Source organism: Bacillus sp. H1a, assembly GCF_000633475.1.
Taxonomy (GTDB): Bacteria; Bacillota; Bacilli; order Bacillales; family Bacillaceae_G; genus Bacillus_A; species Bacillus_A paramycoides.
Genome location: NZ_AYMH01000065.1, coordinates 1 through 21,782, shown reverse-complemented (window position 1 = coordinate 21,782; position 21,782 = coordinate 1). Strand labels below are relative to the sequence as shown.

At 34.2% G+C, this 21,782-nt stretch carries 10 protein-coding genes and 5 pseudogenes; 5 read left to right on the top strand and 10 right to left on the bottom strand.

Annotation, left to right across the window (positions count from 1 at the left end):
* Positions 1 to 51: 51 nt before the first annotated feature.
* From U860_RS0125640 to U860_RS0125610, 6 genes and pseudogenes are all read right to left on the bottom strand, one after another.
* Positions 52 to 813: a hypothetical protein gene (locus U860_RS0125640; protein WP_025150764.1), complete on the bottom strand. Its 762-nt coding sequence runs from the start codon at positions 811 to 813 to the stop codon at positions 52 to 54.
* A gap of 602 nt (positions 814 to 1,415) precedes the next feature.
* Positions 1,416 to 2,474, bottom strand: a complete 1,059-nt coding sequence (locus U860_RS0125630; RefSeq protein WP_025150763.1) for a HAMP domain-containing sensor histidine kinase — start codon at positions 2,472 to 2,474, stop codon at positions 1,416 to 1,418.
* Positions 2,471 to 3,184 carry a response regulator transcription factor gene (locus U860_RS0125625; protein ID WP_025150762.1) on the bottom strand — a complete coding sequence of 238 codons (714 nt, stop codon included), beginning with the start codon at positions 3,182 to 3,184 and terminating at the stop codon, positions 2,471 to 2,473. Before U860_RS0125625 ends, U860_RS0125630 begins: the two co-directional genes overlap by 4 nt.
* A gap of 748 nt (positions 3,185 to 3,932) precedes the next feature.
* The gene (locus U860_RS0125620; RefSeq protein WP_025150761.1) at positions 3,933 to 4,871 is read right to left on the bottom strand and encodes a hypothetical protein; all 939 of its coding nucleotides are present in this window, start codon (positions 4,869 to 4,871) and stop codon (positions 3,933 to 3,935) included.
* A gap of 714 nt (positions 4,872 to 5,585) precedes the next feature.
* A pseudogene (locus U860_RS36065) lies at positions 5,586 to 5,840 on the bottom strand (IS4 family transposase); the annotation flags it as partial.
* Between the two features lie 533 nt (positions 5,841 to 6,373).
* Positions 6,374 to 8,587 carry a cell wall-binding protein gene (locus tag U860_RS0125610; RefSeq protein ID WP_025150759.1) on the bottom strand — a complete coding sequence of 738 codons (2,214 nt, stop codon included), beginning with the start codon at positions 8,585 to 8,587 and terminating at the stop codon, positions 6,374 to 6,376.
* A 166-nt stretch (positions 8,588 to 8,753) separates the two neighbouring features.
* Between U860_RS0125610 and U860_RS34190 the strand changes: the two are divergent.
* Positions 8,754 to 9,191 (top strand): annotated as a pseudogene (locus tag U860_RS34190) (Tn3 family transposase); the annotation flags it as partial.
* 471 nt (positions 9,192 to 9,662) lie between these two features.
* Here the strand turns inward: U860_RS34190 and U860_RS0125605 are convergent.
* From U860_RS0125605 to U860_RS0125595, 3 genes are all read right to left on the bottom strand, one after another.
* Entirely contained in the window at positions 9,663 to 12,410 is a 2,748-nt protein-coding gene (locus tag U860_RS0125605; RefSeq protein WP_025150758.1) for a M4 family metallopeptidase, read from the bottom strand.
* Between the two features lie 821 nt (positions 12,411 to 13,231).
* The gene (locus tag U860_RS0125600; RefSeq protein WP_025150757.1) at positions 13,232 to 15,016 is read right to left on the bottom strand and encodes an S-layer homology domain-containing protein; all 1,785 of its coding nucleotides are present in this window, start codon (positions 15,014 to 15,016) and stop codon (positions 13,232 to 13,234) included.
* 207 nt (positions 15,017 to 15,223) lie between these two features.
* Positions 15,224 to 16,837 carry an S-layer homology domain-containing protein gene (locus U860_RS0125595; RefSeq protein ID WP_025150756.1) on the bottom strand — a complete coding sequence of 538 codons (1,614 nt, stop codon included), beginning with the start codon at positions 16,835 to 16,837 and terminating at the stop codon, positions 15,224 to 15,226.
* 483 nt (positions 16,838 to 17,320) lie between these two features.
* Here U860_RS0125595 and U860_RS31990 point away from each other — a divergent pair.
* The 3 genes and pseudogenes from U860_RS31990 to U860_RS34180 form a co-directional block, all read left to right on the top strand.
* Positions 17,321 to 17,763 (top strand): annotated as a pseudogene (locus U860_RS31990) (IS6 family transposase); the annotation flags it as partial.
* 189 nt (positions 17,764 to 17,952) lie between these two features.
* A complete protein-coding gene (gene tnpB / locus U860_RS0125580; RefSeq protein WP_025150754.1) occupies positions 17,953 to 19,074 on the top strand; it encodes an IS200/IS605 family element RNA-guided endonuclease TnpB in 1,122 nt (373 codons plus the stop codon).
* A gap of 81 nt (positions 19,075 to 19,155) precedes the next feature.
* Positions 19,156 to 19,386, top strand: a pseudogene (locus tag U860_RS34180) (DDE-type integrase/transposase/recombinase); the annotation flags it as partial.
* A 109-nt stretch (positions 19,387 to 19,495) separates the two neighbouring features.
* Here U860_RS34180 and U860_RS0125575 read toward each other — a convergent pair.
* A complete protein-coding gene (locus U860_RS0125575) occupies positions 19,496 to 20,665 on the bottom strand; it encodes a DUF4046 domain-containing protein (protein WP_025150753.1) in 1,170 nt (389 codons plus the stop codon).
* An 852-nt stretch (positions 20,666 to 21,517) separates the two neighbouring features.
* Between U860_RS0125575 and U860_RS0125565 the strand changes: the two are divergent.
* A pseudogene (locus U860_RS0125565) lies at positions 21,518 to 21,782 on the top strand (IS6 family transposase); the annotation flags it as partial.

Below are 21,782 nucleotides of genomic sequence, written 5' to 3'. Positions count from 1 at the left end.
CAGTTATATAAGGTGGAACTTTAGTCTGCCCCCGAATAGCCGGATAAAGTTCTATGGTAAAGGTACTAATTCATAACCGGCAAGATGTGGTGGCATAGAGCTTCCCCATAGTTTATCTTGATTTGAAAATGGTTGCCCTGAAGTCTCTAGTCCGAAATATGATGTAACTCCATACTCAGAATTTTGTGGATCTGCATTGTACCAATCAGTAGGTCTTCCCATTTTATCTCTAAGATAATCAGTTTTACCTGTTATAAAAAATATTTCCTTTGAATGTTTTTCCTGAACTGTTAACGTACTTTTTGATTGGTCGCTAAAATAAATCCATCCGCGATTTCCTGCATTGATATATTTTTTAACGCCCCCTGCCTCAGCATTTGGTCCCCCAATCCACATTGACATGGTAAGTGGCGTATTATGTCTTATATATCCATCACTTTCTACCCCATCTGGATTTTCAAGATTTATAGGTGTACCATAGTACTCATTCCCTTTTGTATCCTTATAAGTTTCAGCAGTACCATAATAAGATTTGTCTTTATACTGAATTGCATAATGCCAACCCGCAAACTTCTCATAAGTTACTCCAAGTCTATTCTTACCTACAGGTGCTATACGCTCAGGAATAAGGTAACCATGTACAAATTTATTTACCAATATATAATTTTTAGATGTCTGAACTGGATCCCCATAAATATCCAGTATACGATTGTCCCCAACTGCATAAGCAGTATTTGTAGGAAGAAGAGTAACTATCAAACTAAATATTAGTGCTAAAAATGTAAATATAGACAGTTTTCTTTTCATAAACATATCTTAACTTCTCCTTATTTTTACTAATGGTTTTACTATCTGCGTGCATCGTCTACTAGTAGATAAGCCTCATCCTAGCTAGCAAATCTTTCATTTCTCTTTCATAAATGTTACAAAAGTCTTTCAAAGGTCTAACGTATTTGCTGATGAAACTAACAAACAAAGCAGGAAACCCGCATGTTCATTAGCTTTATAGATTATCTTTTTAGTTAGATATATAAATCATATGCAATATTGCATATCGAAATGTATTGATAATAATGTGAGCACTTTCTGTAATGAGGGTATAAAGATTCACAATATCTAAATATTTAAAAGGGGGAAATAATTATGGTGATCGCAACAGCAGTTTTAACATTCTTAGGTGGAGTACTTCCATTAGTAACAACGCTTATAAAAGCATTCATGTAATATAATTCCCTGCACTTATTTGTGTGAGCAAGCTTTAGAAAAAAAGAATCCCCAAAAAAATAAGGGATTCTTTTTTCTATTTTCGTGATTCACATTTTTTTGCTTATGTAAATGAAAAATCCCTCAGAAAATTTGAAGGATTTTTCATTTCTAGATACATGGATTGCTGACAAAAAAGTCTTTCAACCGCATTATTTCTTTTCTAGTGTAACAGGAAGAGTAAACCAAAATTCACATCCCTGTTTCCCATCTTGACGGTCCTGAACACCAATTTGTCCTTTATGCATTTCAACTAGTGATTTTGCAATGGCTAAACCAAGTCCAGAACCTCCAGATTGTGAACTTCTTGATGGGTCTGTTCTGAAAAAGCGTTCAAATATACGTAATTGATCATCGTAGGAAATACCTTCCCCTTCATCACGCAAGGTGAATTGAACTTGCTGCTTCTGTTTATTTTCCTCAACAATTAATTCGATAGCTCCACTTGTAGGAGAATGCCGAATCGCGTTATGCAACAAATTATTGATAACTCGTGCTATTTTACATGGCATAATCCAAAGTCGTGGTAATGTCTCAGAAACGTACAATTGCAAATCAATCTCTTTATCTTGCAATAAGATAGCATGTGAATCTATTACTTTTAATAGAATGCTATCTACATGTATTAAACTCGGATGAAAAACTTCTTGTCCAAGTTCTAACTTAGAAAGGTCAAACAAATTATTAATTAATCCGCTTAATCGTTGTATATCATTTAGGATTGTCGTTAAATATTGTTGTTTCATATCAGGGTCTTCAATTAAACCATCTTGTAACGCTTCTACCATCAATTGTATGCTAGCCATAGGAGTTCGTAAGTCATGGGAAATATTCGCAATCAGCTCTGTACGTGCTTTTTCTCCTTTTTCTAACTTAGCAAAGCTTTCGTCTAGTTTTTGGGCCATTTCTTGAAAAGCTGTCGCTAATTCTTTAAACTCTTCCGGTTCTTTTCCTATTATGTACATCGTCCCAAATTGTCTATCACTAAATTGTTTGGTTAAGGCAATTAAATTTTGAATAGATCTCATAATAGGACGTGTCATTAGCCAGTAAATAATCGTAGAGATAATCATTGCTACAATTACAATTACTATTAATAACCGTGTCTGTTCTGGTCTAAGTAACATTTGCCTTTCACTATACCATATAGAAATTACCATGATACTCGTGCTTAATAGATTCATCAATAAAAGTTGATTTCGTAACTTCACTTATCATTTCCTCCATCTGATTCGAAGCAATAACCGATGCCCCAAACTGTATGAATCCAACGGTTCTTTGTTGCATGCTTCTCCAACTTTTCACGTAAACGACTCATTAATACAGTTACTGTATTTGTACATCCTTCATACTCAAATCCCCAAATTTGTTCAAGAAGTTGAGACCGTGAAAATACCTGTTTAGGATGTTTTGCCATGAGATAAAGCACATCAAACTCTTTCACCGTTAGCTCTATTTCATATTGACAAACAAATACACGTCTTTTCGTTGGATCAATTTTCAAATCTAGAAACTCTATCATTCCTGATGCAGGCTCTATTCCTTGAATCGTTACTTGACTTCCTCTTCTTAATATAATTTGTACCCTTAATACTAATTCACGAGGTGAAAAGGGTTTTGTTACATAATCATCCGCTCCCATTGTTAATCCTAAAATTCGCTCTCTTTCTTCTCCTCTCGCAGTTAACATAATAATAGGTACGTTGGAATGTTGGCGAATTTCCTCACATAGTTCCCATCCATCTTTTCCTGGCATCATCAAATCTAAAATAATTAGATCTGGTTGAAATTGTTGAAATACATTCCATCCTTCTGTTCCGTTCACAGCAGTATATACTTCATATCCTTCTCTTTCTAAGTACCGTTTACATATCTCTCGTATATTATCTTCATCTTCTATAATTGCAATTTTTGTTTTCATACATTTCATCCCCTCTGTTCCTTCATCAATAACGAAAGATATCTTTCTCGTATTCACTTATTATATAAGTATGGAAAACGTACTTCCTAATTGTCGGTCCCGTAATTTTATCCACGAATGATATAACATCAATATTCGTAAGTTTATCTTAGTTTATATTCCTTTCATTTTTCTTTCAAAAATATAACAAAACCCTTTCATTAATATCATGAAAAATTCTCACTTAAGAAGGGTCTGTGTAGCAATGGAACCAAATCACGCTATAAGCATTAGCGGACATTAGAATTGATAAAACCGCCATTTTTTTATGAAAATGGCTTGATTTTAGATACTTTTTCATTCTCTTGAAACAGCAAAATACGATTTTGTGAAAATGATCAAGAATATAGCATTCTTATAGAAAGATATATATTTATATTCAGGATTAATTAACTATAAGTAAATGAATTTCAAGTTATAACTAACTATAATTCTTAAATATGTATAAGGCGTTTCTATTCTGACAATTTATTTTAAAAACAATTAAATTAGTATATTTTTACAATTAATAGGTGTAATATTTGTTGAATCGCAATCTGTAGGTCTTATTGAAATACATGATAAATTTATTTTAAATAAGAAATGCAAAAAAAAAGAGATAAAGCATTTTATGAAGTGCTTTTCTCTCTTTTTTCTATTAATTATGGAAAATGTTTTTATTTATATATAATTTAATTAGTGAAAAAACTGGCACAATGCTAGATTTATATTATTTTGAAGTAAGAGCAACTAAAACATCTACTGGATAATCAACTGATTTTTTCACCTTATATTCAAAGGCATTTCCTTTTCCAATCATGTTATACACTTGATTGAACGGATCGTTTGCAGTTCTATCAGACATCCATTTTTGTAATCCTGACCCTGGATTAACTGAATAGTTAGCTACTTGTTGGTACAATGCAGTTCTATATTGATCATATGCATAATCAGGTTTTGGATTAAAATCAAATGTCTTTGTAACTGTACTTTCTTCTGAAATTGTATGTTGATAACCAAAGCTCCAAGTTAATGAAGCCGATACTTTAAAAAGATCCCCAATTCCTGCTTCCATCCCAATTGTTTGAGATAACCCTACTGAAATATTATGAGAAATACCACTTGTTACTGCTTTACTCCAATGATAACCACCATTTTTATCTACCACATTTGTATCAATTAATTTCCAACTTAAATCTTTTTTTAATTTAGTATCTGCTACAATTGGATCCGTTTTAGGGATTGCTATTGAGTATAACACATCTCCTTTATTCCCTTTAGGTGCATAATTTTCGTCATCCTTAATCCAAGTACCATCAGGTTTTACGTACTTATAACCTGAAAACTTAAGTATACCACTCATTGATACATTATCCTGTTGAGCAACAACATCTACATATACATAATCAATTACTTTTCCATCTTCTGTAGAAACATGCCATTGACTAGGGAATTCTTCATAAGGACCCGTAGGGATATAAGGGAGTTGTGTCCCATTTGCTGCAACCTGCGCTGCTGACATAGGTGCTTTTCCCTCTTGAGCACTAATTACTACTGGAAGATTTTCTACATTCGTAGTATTCGTATCGGCAGAAGAAAATCCTGGTGCCACAAATAGAGCTGTACTTAATACAAATGCTGCGGGAATTATTTTTTTTATACGTTTCATGTTATCTCTCCTCTTCTTTCATTATTTCTCCAAGATTACAAGTGGTAAAATTTTACTGTACATTGCTTATACTTTTACCCCGAAATATAATCACTTTTTCCATGTAGAAACATAGAATGATAATTTTTGTAATTCTAGATGCTTTTAAAATTAACTGAGTATTAAGATAATTAGAACCGACATAATGTTACTTGCAAATTTACCGCGCTGCTATTAGCGTAATCTTCTCCTCTCCCTAGTGGTCATACCAATTACACCTTTATTAAAACATTAAATTTTTAGCGCGTAAATAGTAGAATTTTGTCGATAATATTTACTAATTTAACTATTACATATTAATATGAGTGGAAATATTATATCTCTAAAATGTTCTTTTAATATAATTCGAGTAATTATAATAGTTACAACTTGATATAGCTAGCAAAAGAATAACTATTCTAATCTATAAACAAAAAATTAATATATTTTATTTTTGTTTAATATAATTTAATCATATCTCGCATAACGATTCCCTTTATTTGGATATGTATAATTGCATATTTGAATAAGAGGCGCTCTTATAAATAACTAGCTGGGGTACCGCCACACATCCATCAACTTAAGAACGGAAATAAAATGAACTTTCGTTCAAATAAAATAAAAAACTCTTAAAACACTTTCTCTCCTTAAAAATGAGCATGCCAAATAAGTCTAAATAGGTATTATTTTTAAAGATTATGCAGTTTTCTTTTGTTTTCTAAATCCACTATATTCATAGATAACACCCATAATATCAAAGACTGTTTTCTTCTCATACCTATGAGATTTCCGTCCGTTTTTCTGTAGTAGGTGGAATAGGCGGATTAGAATCTTTGTTACTTCTTGGGTGTTTTGTTGTATAGCTTAATACATTAGATATAAATAATCTTGGATCATTCCAATTGCTTTATATTCACTTAATTCTCTGTTCTTAAGTTGGGGCATTATTCTACCGATAATTAATAGGAAAGGAGTAGTAGCCAAGATACCTATCCAGCCAAAAACATTTTCAACAAACCAAGGTAAAAATGGCAGGGCTGAAGAAAATATAATTAGGTTCAACACTAAAAGAAATAATTGTATGAGAGATAATCTTATATGTAGTTGTTTCATTTTGTTACACTTCCGATACTATACAAATTTAATTATATCTTATTTTTTAATGGTGGTAATTTTTGTACAGTAAAGAATTCTCAAGGCTTCATAGCATGATTTCAATTAAATAAACATATCTATTTTTCTTCAGTCTCAAAGGATTTAATTGGCAAGCAATAATAAGGAGTATACCCGAAAAAACTAAAACGGGTCATAACATGGAAAATCAACTCAGTCCATGTCATGACCAATTTTTACACGTATAGGCTAACCCTTCAGACTATTTCTCACTTAATAATTGGAACATCTGTTTTTAGTTCTTCAGAGTTATATGATTAATTATCAATTTTTCAGGAGAATCATAGGTAGTCCATATAAATTTATACTTTTTACATCTTATGTCCCCACTGGTCAAAGTGATAATCTTTACCGTCGATTTTAAACCAACCGTCTGAATAAAGTGAACCATCTTCTCTAGCACAATACCAAAGGTATCCGTATGCAAGAGGCCAAGGTCTATATCCACCACCAACTTGGAACCATCCTGTTTTAGCTGCCCCATTCTCATCGAAGTAATAATACTTACCATCGATAGTTTGCCAGCCCGTTTGTGCTACGCCGTTATTGTCAAAGTGGTATAACTTACCATCAATTTTTTCAAACCCTGCTCGGTTAACTGATCCGTCTTCATGGAAATAATATCTTTTTCCGTCAATGTTTTCATGAGCATTGAACGTAGAATTGCGACCATTTGTGAAGTAGTATCTTTTACCGTCTATCATTTTCCAACCGGTATAGAAAGGTCCATCTTCTAAACTATAATATTCCACTATTTTCTCTCTTTTGTTGATACCTGTTTTAAAAATTGAACCGTCGTTATTAAATGTTAATGTTTTGTTGTCAAACGGAACATTAACAACGCTGTTTATAACTTCTCCCTTTAGATTAGAAACTCTCTCAAGCACACCTTTATCGGAAAAGTGAAGGATGACATCTCGATCCTCTATACGTATTTCCTTTTTATTTATATTGTAATTTTGGAAATAATAAATTTTACCATCTATATCTTTCAAGCCTTCTTTAACGAATGCTCCAGAAGCATCGGAATAGTTCTCTCCTCTCCAGATTGATCGTTGTAAAACACCGTCATCATTAAAGTGGTAGTACTTATCCTCAATCTGTGAATCACTTCCACCTCCAGTAACCATGTAGCCATAAGGCGATGAGAAATAATAAGTTTTCCCCTTAATTTCTTGCCAACCTGTCATGAGAACTCCATCAGCATCTGCAAAGGAATAACCAGTACCTCGATTTATCCAACTGTTCTTTATCACGTTTCCAGAGGAATCTTTTGCACTATATTTAGTAGAGTCCTTTTCATTAGGTATAATCTCTATTTTGTCATACTTCTGTCTCTCATTTTCTTTACCCGGATACCACTCTATTAACCAATTGTTAATTTCATTGTTGCTTTTATCAGAGAAACGAATTTCAGATTTGAAACTCCAATCAGTACCAAATTGAGAAATATATTGATTACCAGCCAAACTTACCCCATTTTTGTTATTCAAACGGAACTGAAATTTACCATCGTTAGAATTTCCTATCTGAACAAGTTCAAACACTTCATCATCGCCAAGCGAATCGGAATATTGAAGTCCGTTTCCTTCTTTTCCTGAAAGATATTTTGAACCTGTTTTTACGATTACTTTATTCGTTCCTTTTTTATAAGGGATAATTTGATAAGGTTTACCATCATTTAGTGTAATGAATGGCAGTGCCATAGATGTCTCTAGGATGTTAGTACGCTCCGCCAATACATCAGATAATCGATCATAAAAATCTGCACGAGCTTTAGGATCATTATTAACATAGTTGTCAAGGACATCTTTAGATACTGGCTTTGAAGTCAATGTTATCAATCGTTTTTGCTCATCTGATAATTTATTTGCTATCTGATCAAATAGGTAATCTGAATTTCTAGCAATCACCGTCCAATCGCCAAAGGAGTCGCCGGAATATTTTTTGTAAAGTGGACCAAGAAATCTTGGGTTTTTACCAGATGCTTTTTCTACAAATGCATGTTGGCCTTGATTTATCACAACTCCGGTCTTTCCTTCATCTAATTGTGCTTGTGTAATGTAAAGAAGATCGTGTTCTGAGACATTTGCTGCATTAGGGTTTAAATCTATAATTGCACCTGCTTCAGTAATTTTAAGCTGCTGCCCAGATCTTAGTTGATGAGTTTCAATTCTTCCATTTGGATAGCGTACTTTAACTGGTTTAAGAAAATTCCCATCACCTTGTGTATGATACATGGAAATATTAAATTCCCCAGATGTAAAACTAGGGGCCTGGTAAGTTTCGTTTTCTGCATATACATCAATGTGAGTGCCTGGGTCTGGATTCCCTGGGGTTATTCCAAGTGCTTCATAAGTGTTTGCTACAGCACCTAATACAGTAATAGTTATATCTACTACCGCACCTATCCCTGCACTAGCCTTATTTTCTCCAACAGGAGCCATAGAAAAAAGAATACCTAATGCTGCTGTTACAGGGATTACCTTCTTTCCAATTCCAGTTATTTTATACTTCTTTGTCATTTTGTTCTCCTCCCTTTGTGAAAATATTCACTTTTGAATCATCTAAAATTAATGTTCGGAAGTTCAGTTTAATTTAAATACCTTTCAAATTCCTTTCGTAAATATTACAAAAGTCTTTCATTGATTTTAAACTGTAACAGCTGAAGTTACTAAACATCAATAAAGTCTATCTGTAGCTTTACGTGAAATAAAAAGGATCGAAAGAACTTTATATGCTTTAGAGGGTTACAGAGTTCTGAACTTAGAAGACGGGTACATGGTGGCTAAATAACTGGAAAACAAAAAATGATCTTGCTCAAGCTGTATTTTTTAATCGATTAGGAGAGATTCGTGATCGTTCTTATGAGGATCAATTATATAGAGCAAGTGGTTTACAACTTCTTATTTTAGCTATTGTATTATGGGATACGGTATATATATCACGTGCAGTAGATGCTTTACGTGCAAAAGGAGTCGATATTCCAGAGGAATATTACAACATATATCTCCACTTGGATGGGAACATATTACGTTAACAGGTGATTATGTTTGGAACTTAAACCAAAAAACAAATTTCAATACTTTAAGACCATTACGAGATAAAAAGCCTATAAAAAACCGGTAAAATAAGTAACCAGTTCCTTAACGTACAGGGAACTGGTTAAACTGTGTCCAAACGTACAATTTTCTTTTTTTGATAAGGTGCCCCCATGCCCATCAAGATAATATTTTTGCACCTGAACCATAAAAAGCACCTTCAATATTTGAAGGAGCTTTTAGCAAATTTACCGAAAGAATCCTCCTTCCTCAATCGTGTGAAGGGCGCTAGCCCAACGGTAGGTGGGAGATGAAGTTCTTTGATAACTTGATATATGAGGTTGCAGGAAGAAAATAGAGTACGAAAACCAAGCCATTCGCTTCCTGCGTAAAATATCAACCGTACCAAAAGAGCGTCCAAGCGTTGGACATCTAGGGTTGGAACACTCCGAAGTAACGCTCAGGGAGATGAAAGATTGCTTTCATCGTGGAACTGAGAAGCTCCCACTTCAAGCTTTGCTAAGTGGCGAGTAGTTCACTTCACTGCAATAAGTTACTATTATTTTAATACCTTTCTAAATTTACGACCAAAAGAAAGAACCATACCTGCAAGAACCATCAATACACCCATTGCTGCACTGTTATTTGTACTTGCACCCGTTTTTGGAAGCCCTTTATATGTATCTTCTTTTTTATCAGTATTACTATTGTTTGGGATATTACTGTTACCAGTATCAGAGGCATTGCTGTTGTTGGTAACAGTACTGCCATTATAAGAACCGTTATTGTTGCTTGAACCATTATTTTCGTTATCAGGACCGTTACCATTGTCCTTATCTTTCACAACTACTTTTTGTATTGTAGTTACCTCATTACCTGCGGAATCTTTGACACTATATATTACTTCATAAGTACCGGCTTTAGATGCATCAACAGTTCCTTCATGCGTTACTTTAGAAGTAAGGTCACCGCCTTCTTTATCAGTAGCTGATACTCCTGCCATTGGGGTGAATTGATTACCCTCAATAATTGTTGTTTCAGCAGGTACTTTTAGTACTGGTTTTTCATCTTTAACTTCTTCTCCAGCTTTAACCGTTACTGTTTGTTTCGCAGTTACTTCATGGCCTTTAGTGTCTGTAACTGTGTAAGTTAATATGTAAGTACCGGCTTTAGATGTATCTACTTTACCATCAACTGTTACTTTAGAAGTAAGGTCGCCGTCTTCTTTATCAGTAGCTGATACTCTTGCCATTGGGTCGAATGAATCTCCTACATTAATTGTTGCTCCAACAGGCACTGTTAATTTAGGCTCCATATCTGGAGTTTCTCCATTTCCCTCTACAATTACAGTCTGTGTAGCCGTTGCATTAACCCCTTGGGAATCGACAACCGAGTACTCCACAATGTAGTTACCTGGTTTTGAAGTATCTACATCACCTTTATGCTTTACTCTATTTGTTAAATCACCATCTTCTTTATCAACAGCTTTTACACCTCTCATCGGGTCGAACGTATTACCTACATGTAGTGTAGTTGTAAACGGTACAGTTAACTCCGGTGCTTGGTTTTCCGCAGGCTTTTCTTTTTCTTTCACTGCTACCTTGATTTTTGCTGCATCAAAAGCTTCTTGGACTGCTTGAGCTTCAGCTGAGTTCGCGCCATATTCATTTGTTGCAACCCGAAGGCATGCTGATCTCAATTCAGAGAAATCAGAAGTCATGTTTAATTCATCAGTGTTTGCATAATAGAAAATATCAAACATTTTATCCTCGCCAATACCTTTTACAGTTACACCGTTATAAGTGCCACCTTTTGCAATTAAATACGCAACTTTATTAATAATACTTGAGTTGAAATGAACGCCTCCATCATCCTCTCCATTTAAATTATTATATTTACTATAATCATCTGGATATGGTACTCCATTTGAATAATTGATTGAAGATGGATTTTTCATATCACGTAAAACTGATCCAGTTTGTTCTCCTATTGTCCAGTTAAAATTCCCATTGTTTATATATTTCTCAATAGCTGTTCCCATAATATCCGATAACGCCTCGTTAATCGCACCAGATTCTCCGGAATATTCAAGATTGGATTCGCTAGATGTAACCGCATGTGTAAATTCATGTCCCGCTACGTCAAATGCCTTTACCATAGGATCTCCATATATAAGCATACTACTATTATTAATATTAGCACTTAATGCATTTTTCCAATTTTTTGGATCATTCGTATCTTCAGAATCCCAAGCGTGTACAACTGAAACTACTTTTTGTCCCTTATTATCAAAACTATTACGCTTGTATTTATCTTTATAAAAATCAAATACTTTTGTTGCTAAGTAATGAGCACTTACCGCTTTTGGATCATTAAATGTTGTTGAAGTGCTAGTTGCTAGTGTGCCAGGATAATAGATTTCCTCTTTAGTAATATCTCTGTAATTCACATCATATGTTTCAATTCCCTGCCCTCTTGAATAATCAGCAAGTGAATATTTTTCATTACTTTGTTTAGAAATACCAAATGTACGAGATATACCGAAAGCATCGTTTCCTGTTCCAGTTAATGATGTAAGATTGCTTTTACTACTTTCCTTTAAGGCACCAACAAGCTTCTCACTTGCTTTTAAATCTGATTCTTGTATCATATTTTTTAACATTTCACCATTATGAGCATTCACTAAATAAGTTCCAGATACATATTTTGGTGTTGCTGCAGCAAATGTAACCTGGTAGGCATTACTGGCTTGTCCATTATTTTCATCAACAAAAATAACTTCCTTAACTTCTGGCTCAGAAATAAACTTGATATCGTTCCCGTATTTCGTATAAATATATTGTTTCGCTTTTTCTTGTGATAGATTAATAGGCTTCTTTAAATCTTCTTGTTTTAAATTTTGCGCACTATCCCCTGAAACACTTTTAATAACACCCTTTTTATCTACGTGTGCAGTCAATTGATACCCATATACTTCTTTTCCTTCATATGTTTGTTGCATACGCACAAGTGTAGTCCCATCATACGAACCACGTTTTTGAAGAACCTTATAATCTACTCCCATTTCTCCATTCACTTGTTTTGGAGACAAAGCTTGCTCTGTCTGTTCCTTAAGGGCATCTTTTACTACATTTTCTGGTGCCTTTTGTGATGGTTGTGTAAGTTCACCTGTACGGAACGAATCCTCCTGAATTTGAACTTGTAATTGATCCGTTTCCTCTGCATGACCTACTCCATATGGTGTTACAGCTGTTAAAGCTAATCCTGTTGTTAATGCAACTGTAGCTGTTCTTTTTTTATTTTTCATCATATTTACCTCGTATCATTTTCTAAAAAATTAAGTTTATAAAAAGGTAACGTCACATGCCTATCAACCTAGCAGAACAAATCGCCCCAAAACGATAAAAATGAACTTCGGTGCTATAAAAACACAAATTTTTTGTTTAGGGGGTACTTTAAAATCTTAGCTTGATAGCGATGTGGCGGGACCCTTATTACGAAAGGGATGGTGCGCTTATATATTTTAAAAAGAAAAGACACCCTAAGGTGCCTTCCTCCGACTTGATAACCACTTTAATTTTAATAACATTGGACTCCCATCCAAATATTATTTTACCACGTTAAGTAATGTTAGTCATTGAGAATGTCAAATACGTAGTGCTCATATATGGTGACCCCTAAGAGCATGCAAGATTCTATACAGTTTTTTGGCTAATTCAGTAACAAACGAGAACCCGAAAACCCACACTATGATAGGAATGTATAAAAAATTGCATAGATTGATAAAAAGAAAAAAAGGCGAATCCCTTATGGAAGTAAGGGATTCGCCTTTTTCTTTGCTACTGATAACGATCATTATGTAAATAAGCTGTCCATATGGACAGCTTATTGTTTTTGGTTAGTATGTTTTTTTCGAAATGCTGGCGGTACCCCATCACCATCAAGCTAAGAAAAGCAAATACCCCCAAACGAGAAAATTGACATGTCCAGATGAAAATGTACAATTTTTTGTTTTGGGGGCGTTATAAAGTTTTTAAGTTGATATGGGGTCCTACCTATTAAATTTTTACGAGCAGTAATACGCCCTTATAATGATGGTATAATAAACCACTCAACTTCATTTTCTTTTTATTGATGGGATTGCGCATTTGAAATTGCATTATATAAAAACTGTGCATACTGTTCACGTGTTACGTTCATATCCGGAGCAAATTTCCCTTCTCCAACTCCTACTGCAATATGGTTCGACTGCACGGCACTAATCGCATCTTTTGCCCATGAGTTTGCTGGAACATCGTTGAAATTATGTGGCGCCTTTACATCTAATCTAAACGCTTTCTTAATAACTTGTGCCATTTCTGCACGTGTTAATGTAGCTTTCGGTCTAAAGTTTCCTTGATCATCTCCTTGGAAAATTCCTAGCTTAGTTAAAGCTAATATTTCCTCAGGAAACATTGTTGAATTTCCATCGATATCTCTGTATGGATTTTCATATTTATCTTGTTTTTCTATATGCAAAGTACGGTAAATTAATGCAGCTACTTGTTCACGTGTTACATTATCACCCATACCAAATATCCCATTTCCATAACCTGCAATAATTCCTTTATTCGCTAAATCATAAATTGCATGAAATGCCCAGTGTTCTTGTGGGACATCCTTAAATGTAGTTCTATTTACTCCTGCATCGATTTGCAAATCATTTTTTATTACATCCCAAAGTGGATTATCTTGACGTTTTGGTTGCCCCTCTTCATCCCATTTTATTTTTTCTGTTCCTAATTCATAATTCATTCCTGTCCAAGTATCTTCACGGAATGCATAGAATGATTTATGCCATCCTTTCTGATTGAATATAGAAATTAAGTCTTGCATGTATTGAGGTGCTCCAGGAACGGTACGATTAATTCCAAATTCCTCAGCAATGATTCGATTAGATGGTACATGATTTTCCTGAGACCAATTTTGCACAGGCTGTAAGAATGTATTTAATCCATCTTTATCCCACATCATAGGTGTTTCTAAATCTCCTACTTTTACAATTCCAGGATATTGATACTCTTTATTTTGCTTTTCACGTTGACTTGTTAATTGATATGGCTCATACATATGAAATGCATACAATGTCTTATTATCTTTAACTGGTTTAAGATATTTAAAAGCCCAAGGTGTGGCATATAGACCTGAATCTAAAATAATAGGCGTTTCTTTATCTACTTCACGAATTGAAGTAACAACTTTTTGATAAAATTCATTTAAATCAGCTGGGGTTCCCTTCACTTTTGAATACCATTTCTCATAATCTTCCGTCCAAAAATCATTATATCTATTTTTCTTAGATGTTTCGGGATGTGGTTCATTGATAATGTTGTAACCAACCACAGCGGGATGATCTTTCAATTCAAACGCAAGGTCCTTCCAAAATTGGCTTGCTTGTTCTTGATATTTCTCTTCTTCCCAGATTCTATCATCATTCTGATTATTGTTAAATTGACGCCAACGATCACCAGGTAATGAAAGCATTGTAAGTACAACTTTAATCCCTTGTGATTGTGCAGCATCTAAATCTGCTTTCAATTTTGCTACATCCTCTTTCACTAATCCTTGATAATTATCTGCATTACCGATAAGAAAATCTTTTCCTGATGTATCTGGTTTGTCTTCAAATAAGAAATCCTTATCTTTTTCCCATTTATCAGGTGCTAAACGAACATATTCAATATGAGCTTCCTTTGCACTTCTGTAGTTCTCAGGTAATGAAGTGCTATTCATAAAATTAGTACCTGTTCTTTTAGAATTCCAAAAATCCATTTTGGAACCTGCACTTTTGTATGTCTCAGCTTTCACATTCAGTTCTTGTATCCCTAAGCTCATCATGCCTATTAATGCGACTATCGGTATGATTTTTTTCATAACTTCTCCCTCTTTCCATGTCAGTTTCTTATTATAAAATAAATCACTTATGTTACAGGAAAGTGACAATTTAAAAAAAATCAATTTATCAGTATTGGCAGGTAAAGAGGAAGCAGACAAAAAAATAGGCTGTAAAGAAAGTCTTCTTTACAGCCTGAGAACAAGTTATATATCCAAATATGACTTGTTCCTTTCACTATTTAGTTTTTATCGTTTGTTATAGTTGATATAACTAGGGTCATTATAAACCCACTGATTCGTTTCAATTCTTAGCCAACCATTCTTTTCTTCATATACTGTAACTTTTTCACCTTTACTTACCTTTCTAACAATAGAGTAGTTTGTACCTGCTCCACTCCGAACATTTACCCCAATACCATTTATTTGAGCTGTTCCAATTGGATTTTGAACACTACCAGTTTCAATTACTTGAAGCATGTTTAGAATGAATGATGCTGTTTCACCACGAGTTGTTGTTCCTTTAGGGTCATATTGATTGTCACCCTTACCTTTTACAATACCTAGTCCATACAATCTTTGTACGTCTTCCTTATAGATAATTTGGTCTTTGTCTGAGAATGGTAAGTTTGCAACTGGCCCCCATAGACCTTTATACTGTAAAGCCTTGTTTACAATAATTGCTGATTCTTCTCTTGTAATAGGTGTGTTTGGGTCAAAATAACCGTCACCTCTACCTGCAATGATACCTGCACTTGCAGTGCGTTTAATACCATCTCGTAAAGTTGAGTTTGCATCGTTTAGGTCTTTAAATGAAGTATCTCCAGCTGGCAGGTTTAGAGATTTAGAGATTAATTGAGCAAATTCGGCTCTTGTTACCGCTCTATTAGGTGAGAAAACACCGTTTCCTTCCCCTGCCATAATACCCCTTCTATTTAGCTCTCGAATAGCCGGCTCATACCAACCTCCTGTAATGTCGTCTTTTGGTTGATAAAGATTATTATAATACCCTCCAACACCATTTACGAATGTATCCCATTGCCCATTATTAATCATGTTAGCAGGACAATTTTTACCGCTCCACTTTTGATGTTTTACGATGTTATTTAACGGTACACCAGTTTCTTTCATTAAATAAGCTACAAGTTTCTTAGCGTTATCTACTGCTTTACTGTAGTTACCATCGCTGTTAACCGCGATTTCAATTGCAATAGACTCTCTATTACCCGGGCCATCACCGTCTCCTGCGTGCCACCCGTTCTCGTTTAATGGTAAATGTTGATAAATCTCTTTATCGTCCACTGTAAAGTGCCATGATGCAGCTCGGTCTGTGTTCCCTACTGCTTGGTTATATAGGTATTGAGCGTGGTTCTTAGCACCTGCTCCTACACTTGTATTATCAGTCTCATGAATTGTAATGTACTTTGGACTCATGTAGTTTTGAGGACGAATATTATCGTTACCTGCTGGAACAATCCATTCAGTGAATGGAACACCGTTTATTGTACTAGAGATGCTAGGTGATGTGGAAGACAGACTACGTTTTGTTCTGTTTGAATTGTTAGGAACAGTTAATGTACCTGTTTCTTCATGAATACCTTCTGAACTTTGAAGACTGTCTGCTTTCTTATTATCGACAGTACCTCCACCACGTCCGTCTACCTCTTCAAAACTAGCTTCAATACTTTTTAGAGCCTGTTCATCTGATGTTTGAAGTTGGTCTGTTTTACCTTGTTCCTGAACGCTTGTAGGTTGCTTATTGTTTACTGATTGTTGTTCCTCTGCAAACGATACTAATGGTGAAGATAATACCGTTAATCCTGCCGTGAATGCTACTACTTTTTTATTAAATTTAATGTTCATTTCTAACTTGGTATATCTCTCCATCTTAATAGATATACCTTCCTCCTTATACCTCTTTTAATGTTAATAATAGTAAGAATAATAGTGAGAATAATAGTGAGAATAATAGTGAAAATAATAGTGAGAATAATAGTTTGAATAATGGTAGTCTGAATCCCAAGAATAACGACTTAATTTTTCATTCCATATAATCAACCAAAATCTATAGCTTCTCCTACATATTTCAGTGTTATAACATAACACTAGGGCTCCTCCCACTACTAAGACAAAAGAAAACCCAACATAGATTTTTCTTTTGTCTTAGTAATGGGAACGTTTCAATCAGAAACCGAAGAGAATGATAGAGACTTATATTGTTCTCCTTTGCGATTTCAACCATACCATACATGATGGCACTTCCTCTAGTACATTTGCAAAAATATAGAATAAATAACCTTATAATAACAAAAACTCAAAATATATATCAAGCAATTTTTTTAAAAAATAGCATTTTTGTTACTTTTTCGTAACTACTATCGTTTTTCTTTTAGTTATCGAGATGTATCTGAAATTTTGAAAGAACGTTGTGTATCGGTCCATCCCACTACCATCATGCGATGGGTTCATGAATATGGAAATCTCATTTATCAGATTTGGAAAAAGAAAAACAAATCTGTGCAGCTGTCTTGGTACCTGGATGAAACCTATATCAAAGTGAATGGCGTTATCTCTATCGAGCAATTGATAAAGATGGACACACATTGGATATTCAGCTTCGCAAAAAACGAGATCATCAAGCGGCTTATGCCTTTATGAAAAGACTAGTAAAAACAATTGGAGAAGCAACGGTTCTCACAACAGACAAGGCTCCCGCGTTACTTTGCGTGTTCAATAAATTGAGAGAGCAAGGCTTTTATCATTTTAGCCAAGAAGACTCCTTCCTCAACGAACGTGAAGGGTCGCAGCCTAGTGAGTAGGTGGGAGATGAATTGGCTTCGGACAAGGGATGGCATGAAGCCATCTTAATTGTTCGACATATGTAAAGTGTTACTGGATAATTTGTCATTATCACTTCACTACCTATCGAATGTATGTTTACTCTATAATAGATATATGTCGAACTGGAGGTGAAACGAATGATTATCAATAAAGCATATAAATTTCGTATATATCCAAATAAAGCACAAGCAACGCTAATCAATAAAACGATTGGTTGTTCTCGTTTTGTATTCAATCATTTCCTATCTCTATGGGATAACGCATACAGAGAAACAGGAAAAGGTTTGACATATGGTACATGCTCTGCCAAACTCCCTGCCATGAAGAAAGAGTTTGTTTGGTTAAAAGAAGTAGATAGCATTGCTATTCAGTCGTCTGTTCGCAACCTTGCGGATGCTTATACACGTTTTTTCAAAAAACAAAACAGTGGCCCGCGTTTCAAATCTAAGAAGAATACCGTACAATCTTACACCACAAAACAAACAAATGAAAACATTGCCGTTGTAGGAAATAAAATTAAATTGCCAAAACTAGGTCTTGTTCGATTTGCCAAAAGTCGTGAAGTAAATGGACGTATTTTAAATGCTACGGTTAGACGGAACCCTTCTGGCAGATACTTTGTGTCATTGTTAGTAGAAACAGAAGTGCAAGAACTTCCGAAAACACATTCTTACATTGGAATTGATGTAGGACTAAAAGATTTTGCCATTTTGTCAGATGGAACAACCTATAAAAATCCGAAGTTTTTTCGATCATTAGAAGAGAAGTTAGCCAAAGCACAGCGTGTTCTTTCTAGAAGAACAAAAGGATCTTCTCGCTGGAATAAACAACGAATAAAGGTTGCTAGAATTCATGAATACATGACAAACACTAGAAAAGATTACTTGGACAAAATCTCAACTGAAATCATCAAAAACCACGATGTTATCGGTATAGAAGATTTGCAAGTATCGAATATGTTAAAGAATCATAAGTTAGCAAAAGCGATTAGTGAGGTATCATGGTCACAGTTTCGAACCATGTTGGAATATAAAGCAACATGGTTCGGTAAACAAGTCATTGTCGTATCGAAAACATTTGCTTCAAGCCAATTATGTTCTTGTTGTGGATATCAAAACAAAGACGTTAAAAATCTAAACCTACGTAAATGGGATTGCCCTTCTTGTAGTACACATCATGATAGGGATATTAACGCAAGTATCAATCTAAAGAAGGAAGCGATAAGGCTTCTAACCGCAAGGACTGCGGAGATAGCCTAATAAATTAGAGTTCGATAGAACTCTTTACTTAGGAATCCCCCACTTCTAAACGAAGTGAAAGTGGAGGTAGTTCAAAAGCATACCATTCATTGCACAATCAAGCATTTGAATAATCTCATCGAACAGGATCATAGACATATCAAGCGACGTTTTTCCAAATCCGCAGGATTTCAAATTCTTCGCCATGCTTCACGTACCTTGAAAGGCATCGAAACTATTCATGCCCTATATAAACAAAAACGAAGTTTGCAACAACCAAACCTCGTTTTTTCGACGTACAATGAATTAGAGAAACTATTCAAAGTTGCATAAACTCTACCTACTAAATTAGGATTTTTTTGTTTATATAAAAACTTTGCAACAGAGCCCGTAAAAGAAAGATTTAGTTTCATTTATGTCAAACTTTCATATTTTTTATAAATTAATTAGGATATAGTTCACTTAACATAGCATGTGGGTTCTTATTCCAAAACCTATCTAATGGGGTTCTTAACCCTTGATTAATTATCCACCCTCTACTATACACCCTTATTAGTTCTTCATTTGTTAATTTTTCTTTTTCCTCTATCGTCCATTTCAATGCTTCCAATGCTTTCTCCTTTGTCCAAAATCCACGAGGGGCCCTATTTAATTCCCATTCTTTAAATTTCCCTGGATACAACTCGTGTAGCATGGCATATGGACTATTTTTCCAAATTCTATCTAATGGGGTTCTTAACCCTTGATTAATTATCCATCTTCTACTATAGACCTTTATAAGTTCTTCATTTGTTAACTTTTCTTTTTCCTCTATCGTCCATTTTAATGCCCCCAGTGCCTTTTTCTTTGTCCAGTAGTTTTTAGGTGTTTTCTGAAATTCCCACTCTTTAAAACATCCAGGATATAACTCATTTATCATACTAAATGGACTATCATTCCAATATCTCTCCAATGGGGTCCTTAAGCCTATTTCTGAAAACCAAATTACACTAATTTTTTTTCTTATCTCCTCATTATTCATTTGTTTTCTTTCCTCTATCGTCCATTTTAATGCTTCCAACGCTTTTTTTCTTGTCCATAAACGACTAGGAGTTTTTTTAAACTCCCATTCCTTAAAATGGCCTGGATATAATTCATTTATCATTATGTAAGGACTATTTCCCCAAAAAATTTGGCAAGGCGAACTCAAATTATGATTAGATAACCACCGAATGTTATAAACCTCCAATAGTTTATTATCTGTTAACCTTTCTTTTTTTTCTATCGTCCATTTTAATGCTTCCAATGCTTTTTCCTTTGTCCAATAGTTCCTAGGTGTCATTTGAAATTCCCATTCTTTAAAACAATTCGGATAAACATCATTTATCATTCCATATGGGCTATCATGGTATTTAACGCTAAGTAAACCACCTAATTTATATTGAACAATTAATTGAGATTTCCAACTCTTAAGAATTGTTTTTTCATCCCACTTTAAAACTTTTTCTATAAGATACTTGATTACACGTTTTGCTAGATTATTATCTTGATCATCACTCCATGTACCTGTGGGAAATCTGTTCCTTTTACTGTCCAATATCTCTTGGTATATCTCTTCTATTTTTATTACCATTACAATCCTGTTCTCTCTTTCTATAGTGATTTTTACAGTAGACTAGATAAAAATCACCAGCAATTACAAATTTATTTCTAAGCAATAATCCACCTATATTTCAAGTACTAATAGGTGAATTTTGTTCATAATTAATATATATAATTGAACACTAATCCCCCCTCGATAAGGGGAATAAGGGGTTCAGCCCATCAAGTTAACATTTTAAAGCTCCCCTTTAACGAAAGTTTTGTGTTTTTTATAGCAACGAAGTTCATTTTTATCGTTTTGGGAGCAACCTGTTCTGTTAGGTTGATGGACATGAGGTACAGCCATAATTACACATACAGAAAAAGAATCCCTTATGATTTCTGGGATTCTATTTCTTGTTTAAAGTTTTTTCAGACAAATGATCTGCACATCAATTTATCTTTGATATACAGATCATTTGTCTGATAATTTCTATAAATAATTGCGGCGTAATAAACTTACATAAATGCTTTTAAAAGCTCTTGAACCAATGGAATTGCTCCACCTATGAATTTTAAAACTGCCATTGCGATTTCCATAATCATTTCCTCCTTTTTAATATTATGATGTAGTAAATCTTATACTCTCATTATATTAAGTGTATTAACTCATATCAATACATTTTAATATGCAATATTTCATCTTAAAATCATGCTTAATACTGTTATAATAGAATAGATAAATTCTACATCATTTTTCGATATACTAAACAGCTAATGAGTACATAAAAAAGGAAGAGAATTTTAAAAATTCTCTTCCTTTTTTATGTACTCATGGGGGTTCTGTTGCAAAGTTTTCTATATGAAGCTACACTCTAGAAAACAGGATCTAGGAGAATCAGACATGAGATATTTTAAAGGAAAACAATTCAAGAAAGATATTATTTTAGTAGCTGTCGGCTACTACTGCCGTTTTTCTTTAAGTTATCACGATGTATCTGAAATCCTGAAAGAACGTGGTATTTCAGTTCACCCAACAACCATCATGCGATGGGTTCATGAATATGGCAATCTCATCTATCAAATTTGGAAAGTGAAAAATAAATCTGCACACTTATCTTGTCATTTGGATGAGACTTATATCAAAATTAAGGGAGAATGGCGTTATC

Coding starts and splice junctions, on each gene's coding strand:
- U860_RS0125575 (WP_025150753.1), bottom strand. CDS start 20,665: ATGGTAATAAAAATAGAAGAGATATACCAAGAGATATTGGACAGTAAA.
- U860_RS0125600 (WP_025150757.1), bottom strand. CDS start 15,016: ATGAAAAAAATCATACCGATAGTCGCATTAATAGGCATGATGAGCTTA.
- U860_RS0125625 (WP_025150762.1), bottom strand. CDS start 3,184: ATGAAAACAAAAATTGCAATTATAGAAGATGAAGATAATATACGAGAG.
- U860_RS0125610 (WP_025150759.1), bottom strand. CDS start 8,587: ATGACAAAGAAGTATAAAATAACTGGAATTGGAAAGAAGGTAATCCCT.
- U860_RS0125595 (WP_025150756.1), bottom strand. CDS start 16,837: ATGAACATTAAATTTAATAAAAAAGTAGTAGCATTCACGGCAGGATTA.
- U860_RS0125640 (WP_025150764.1), bottom strand. CDS start 813: ATGTTTATGAAAAGAAAACTGTCTATATTTACATTTTTAGCACTAATA.
- U860_RS0125605 (WP_025150758.1), bottom strand. CDS start 12,410: ATGAAAAATAAAAAAAGAACAGCTACAGTTGCATTAACAACAGGATTA.
- U860_RS0125620 (WP_025150761.1), bottom strand. CDS start 4,871: ATGAAACGTATAAAAAAAATAATTCCCGCAGCATTTGTATTAAGTACA.
- tnpB (WP_025150754.1), top strand. CDS start 17,953: ATGATTATCAATAAAGCATATAAATTTCGTATATATCCAAATAAAGCA.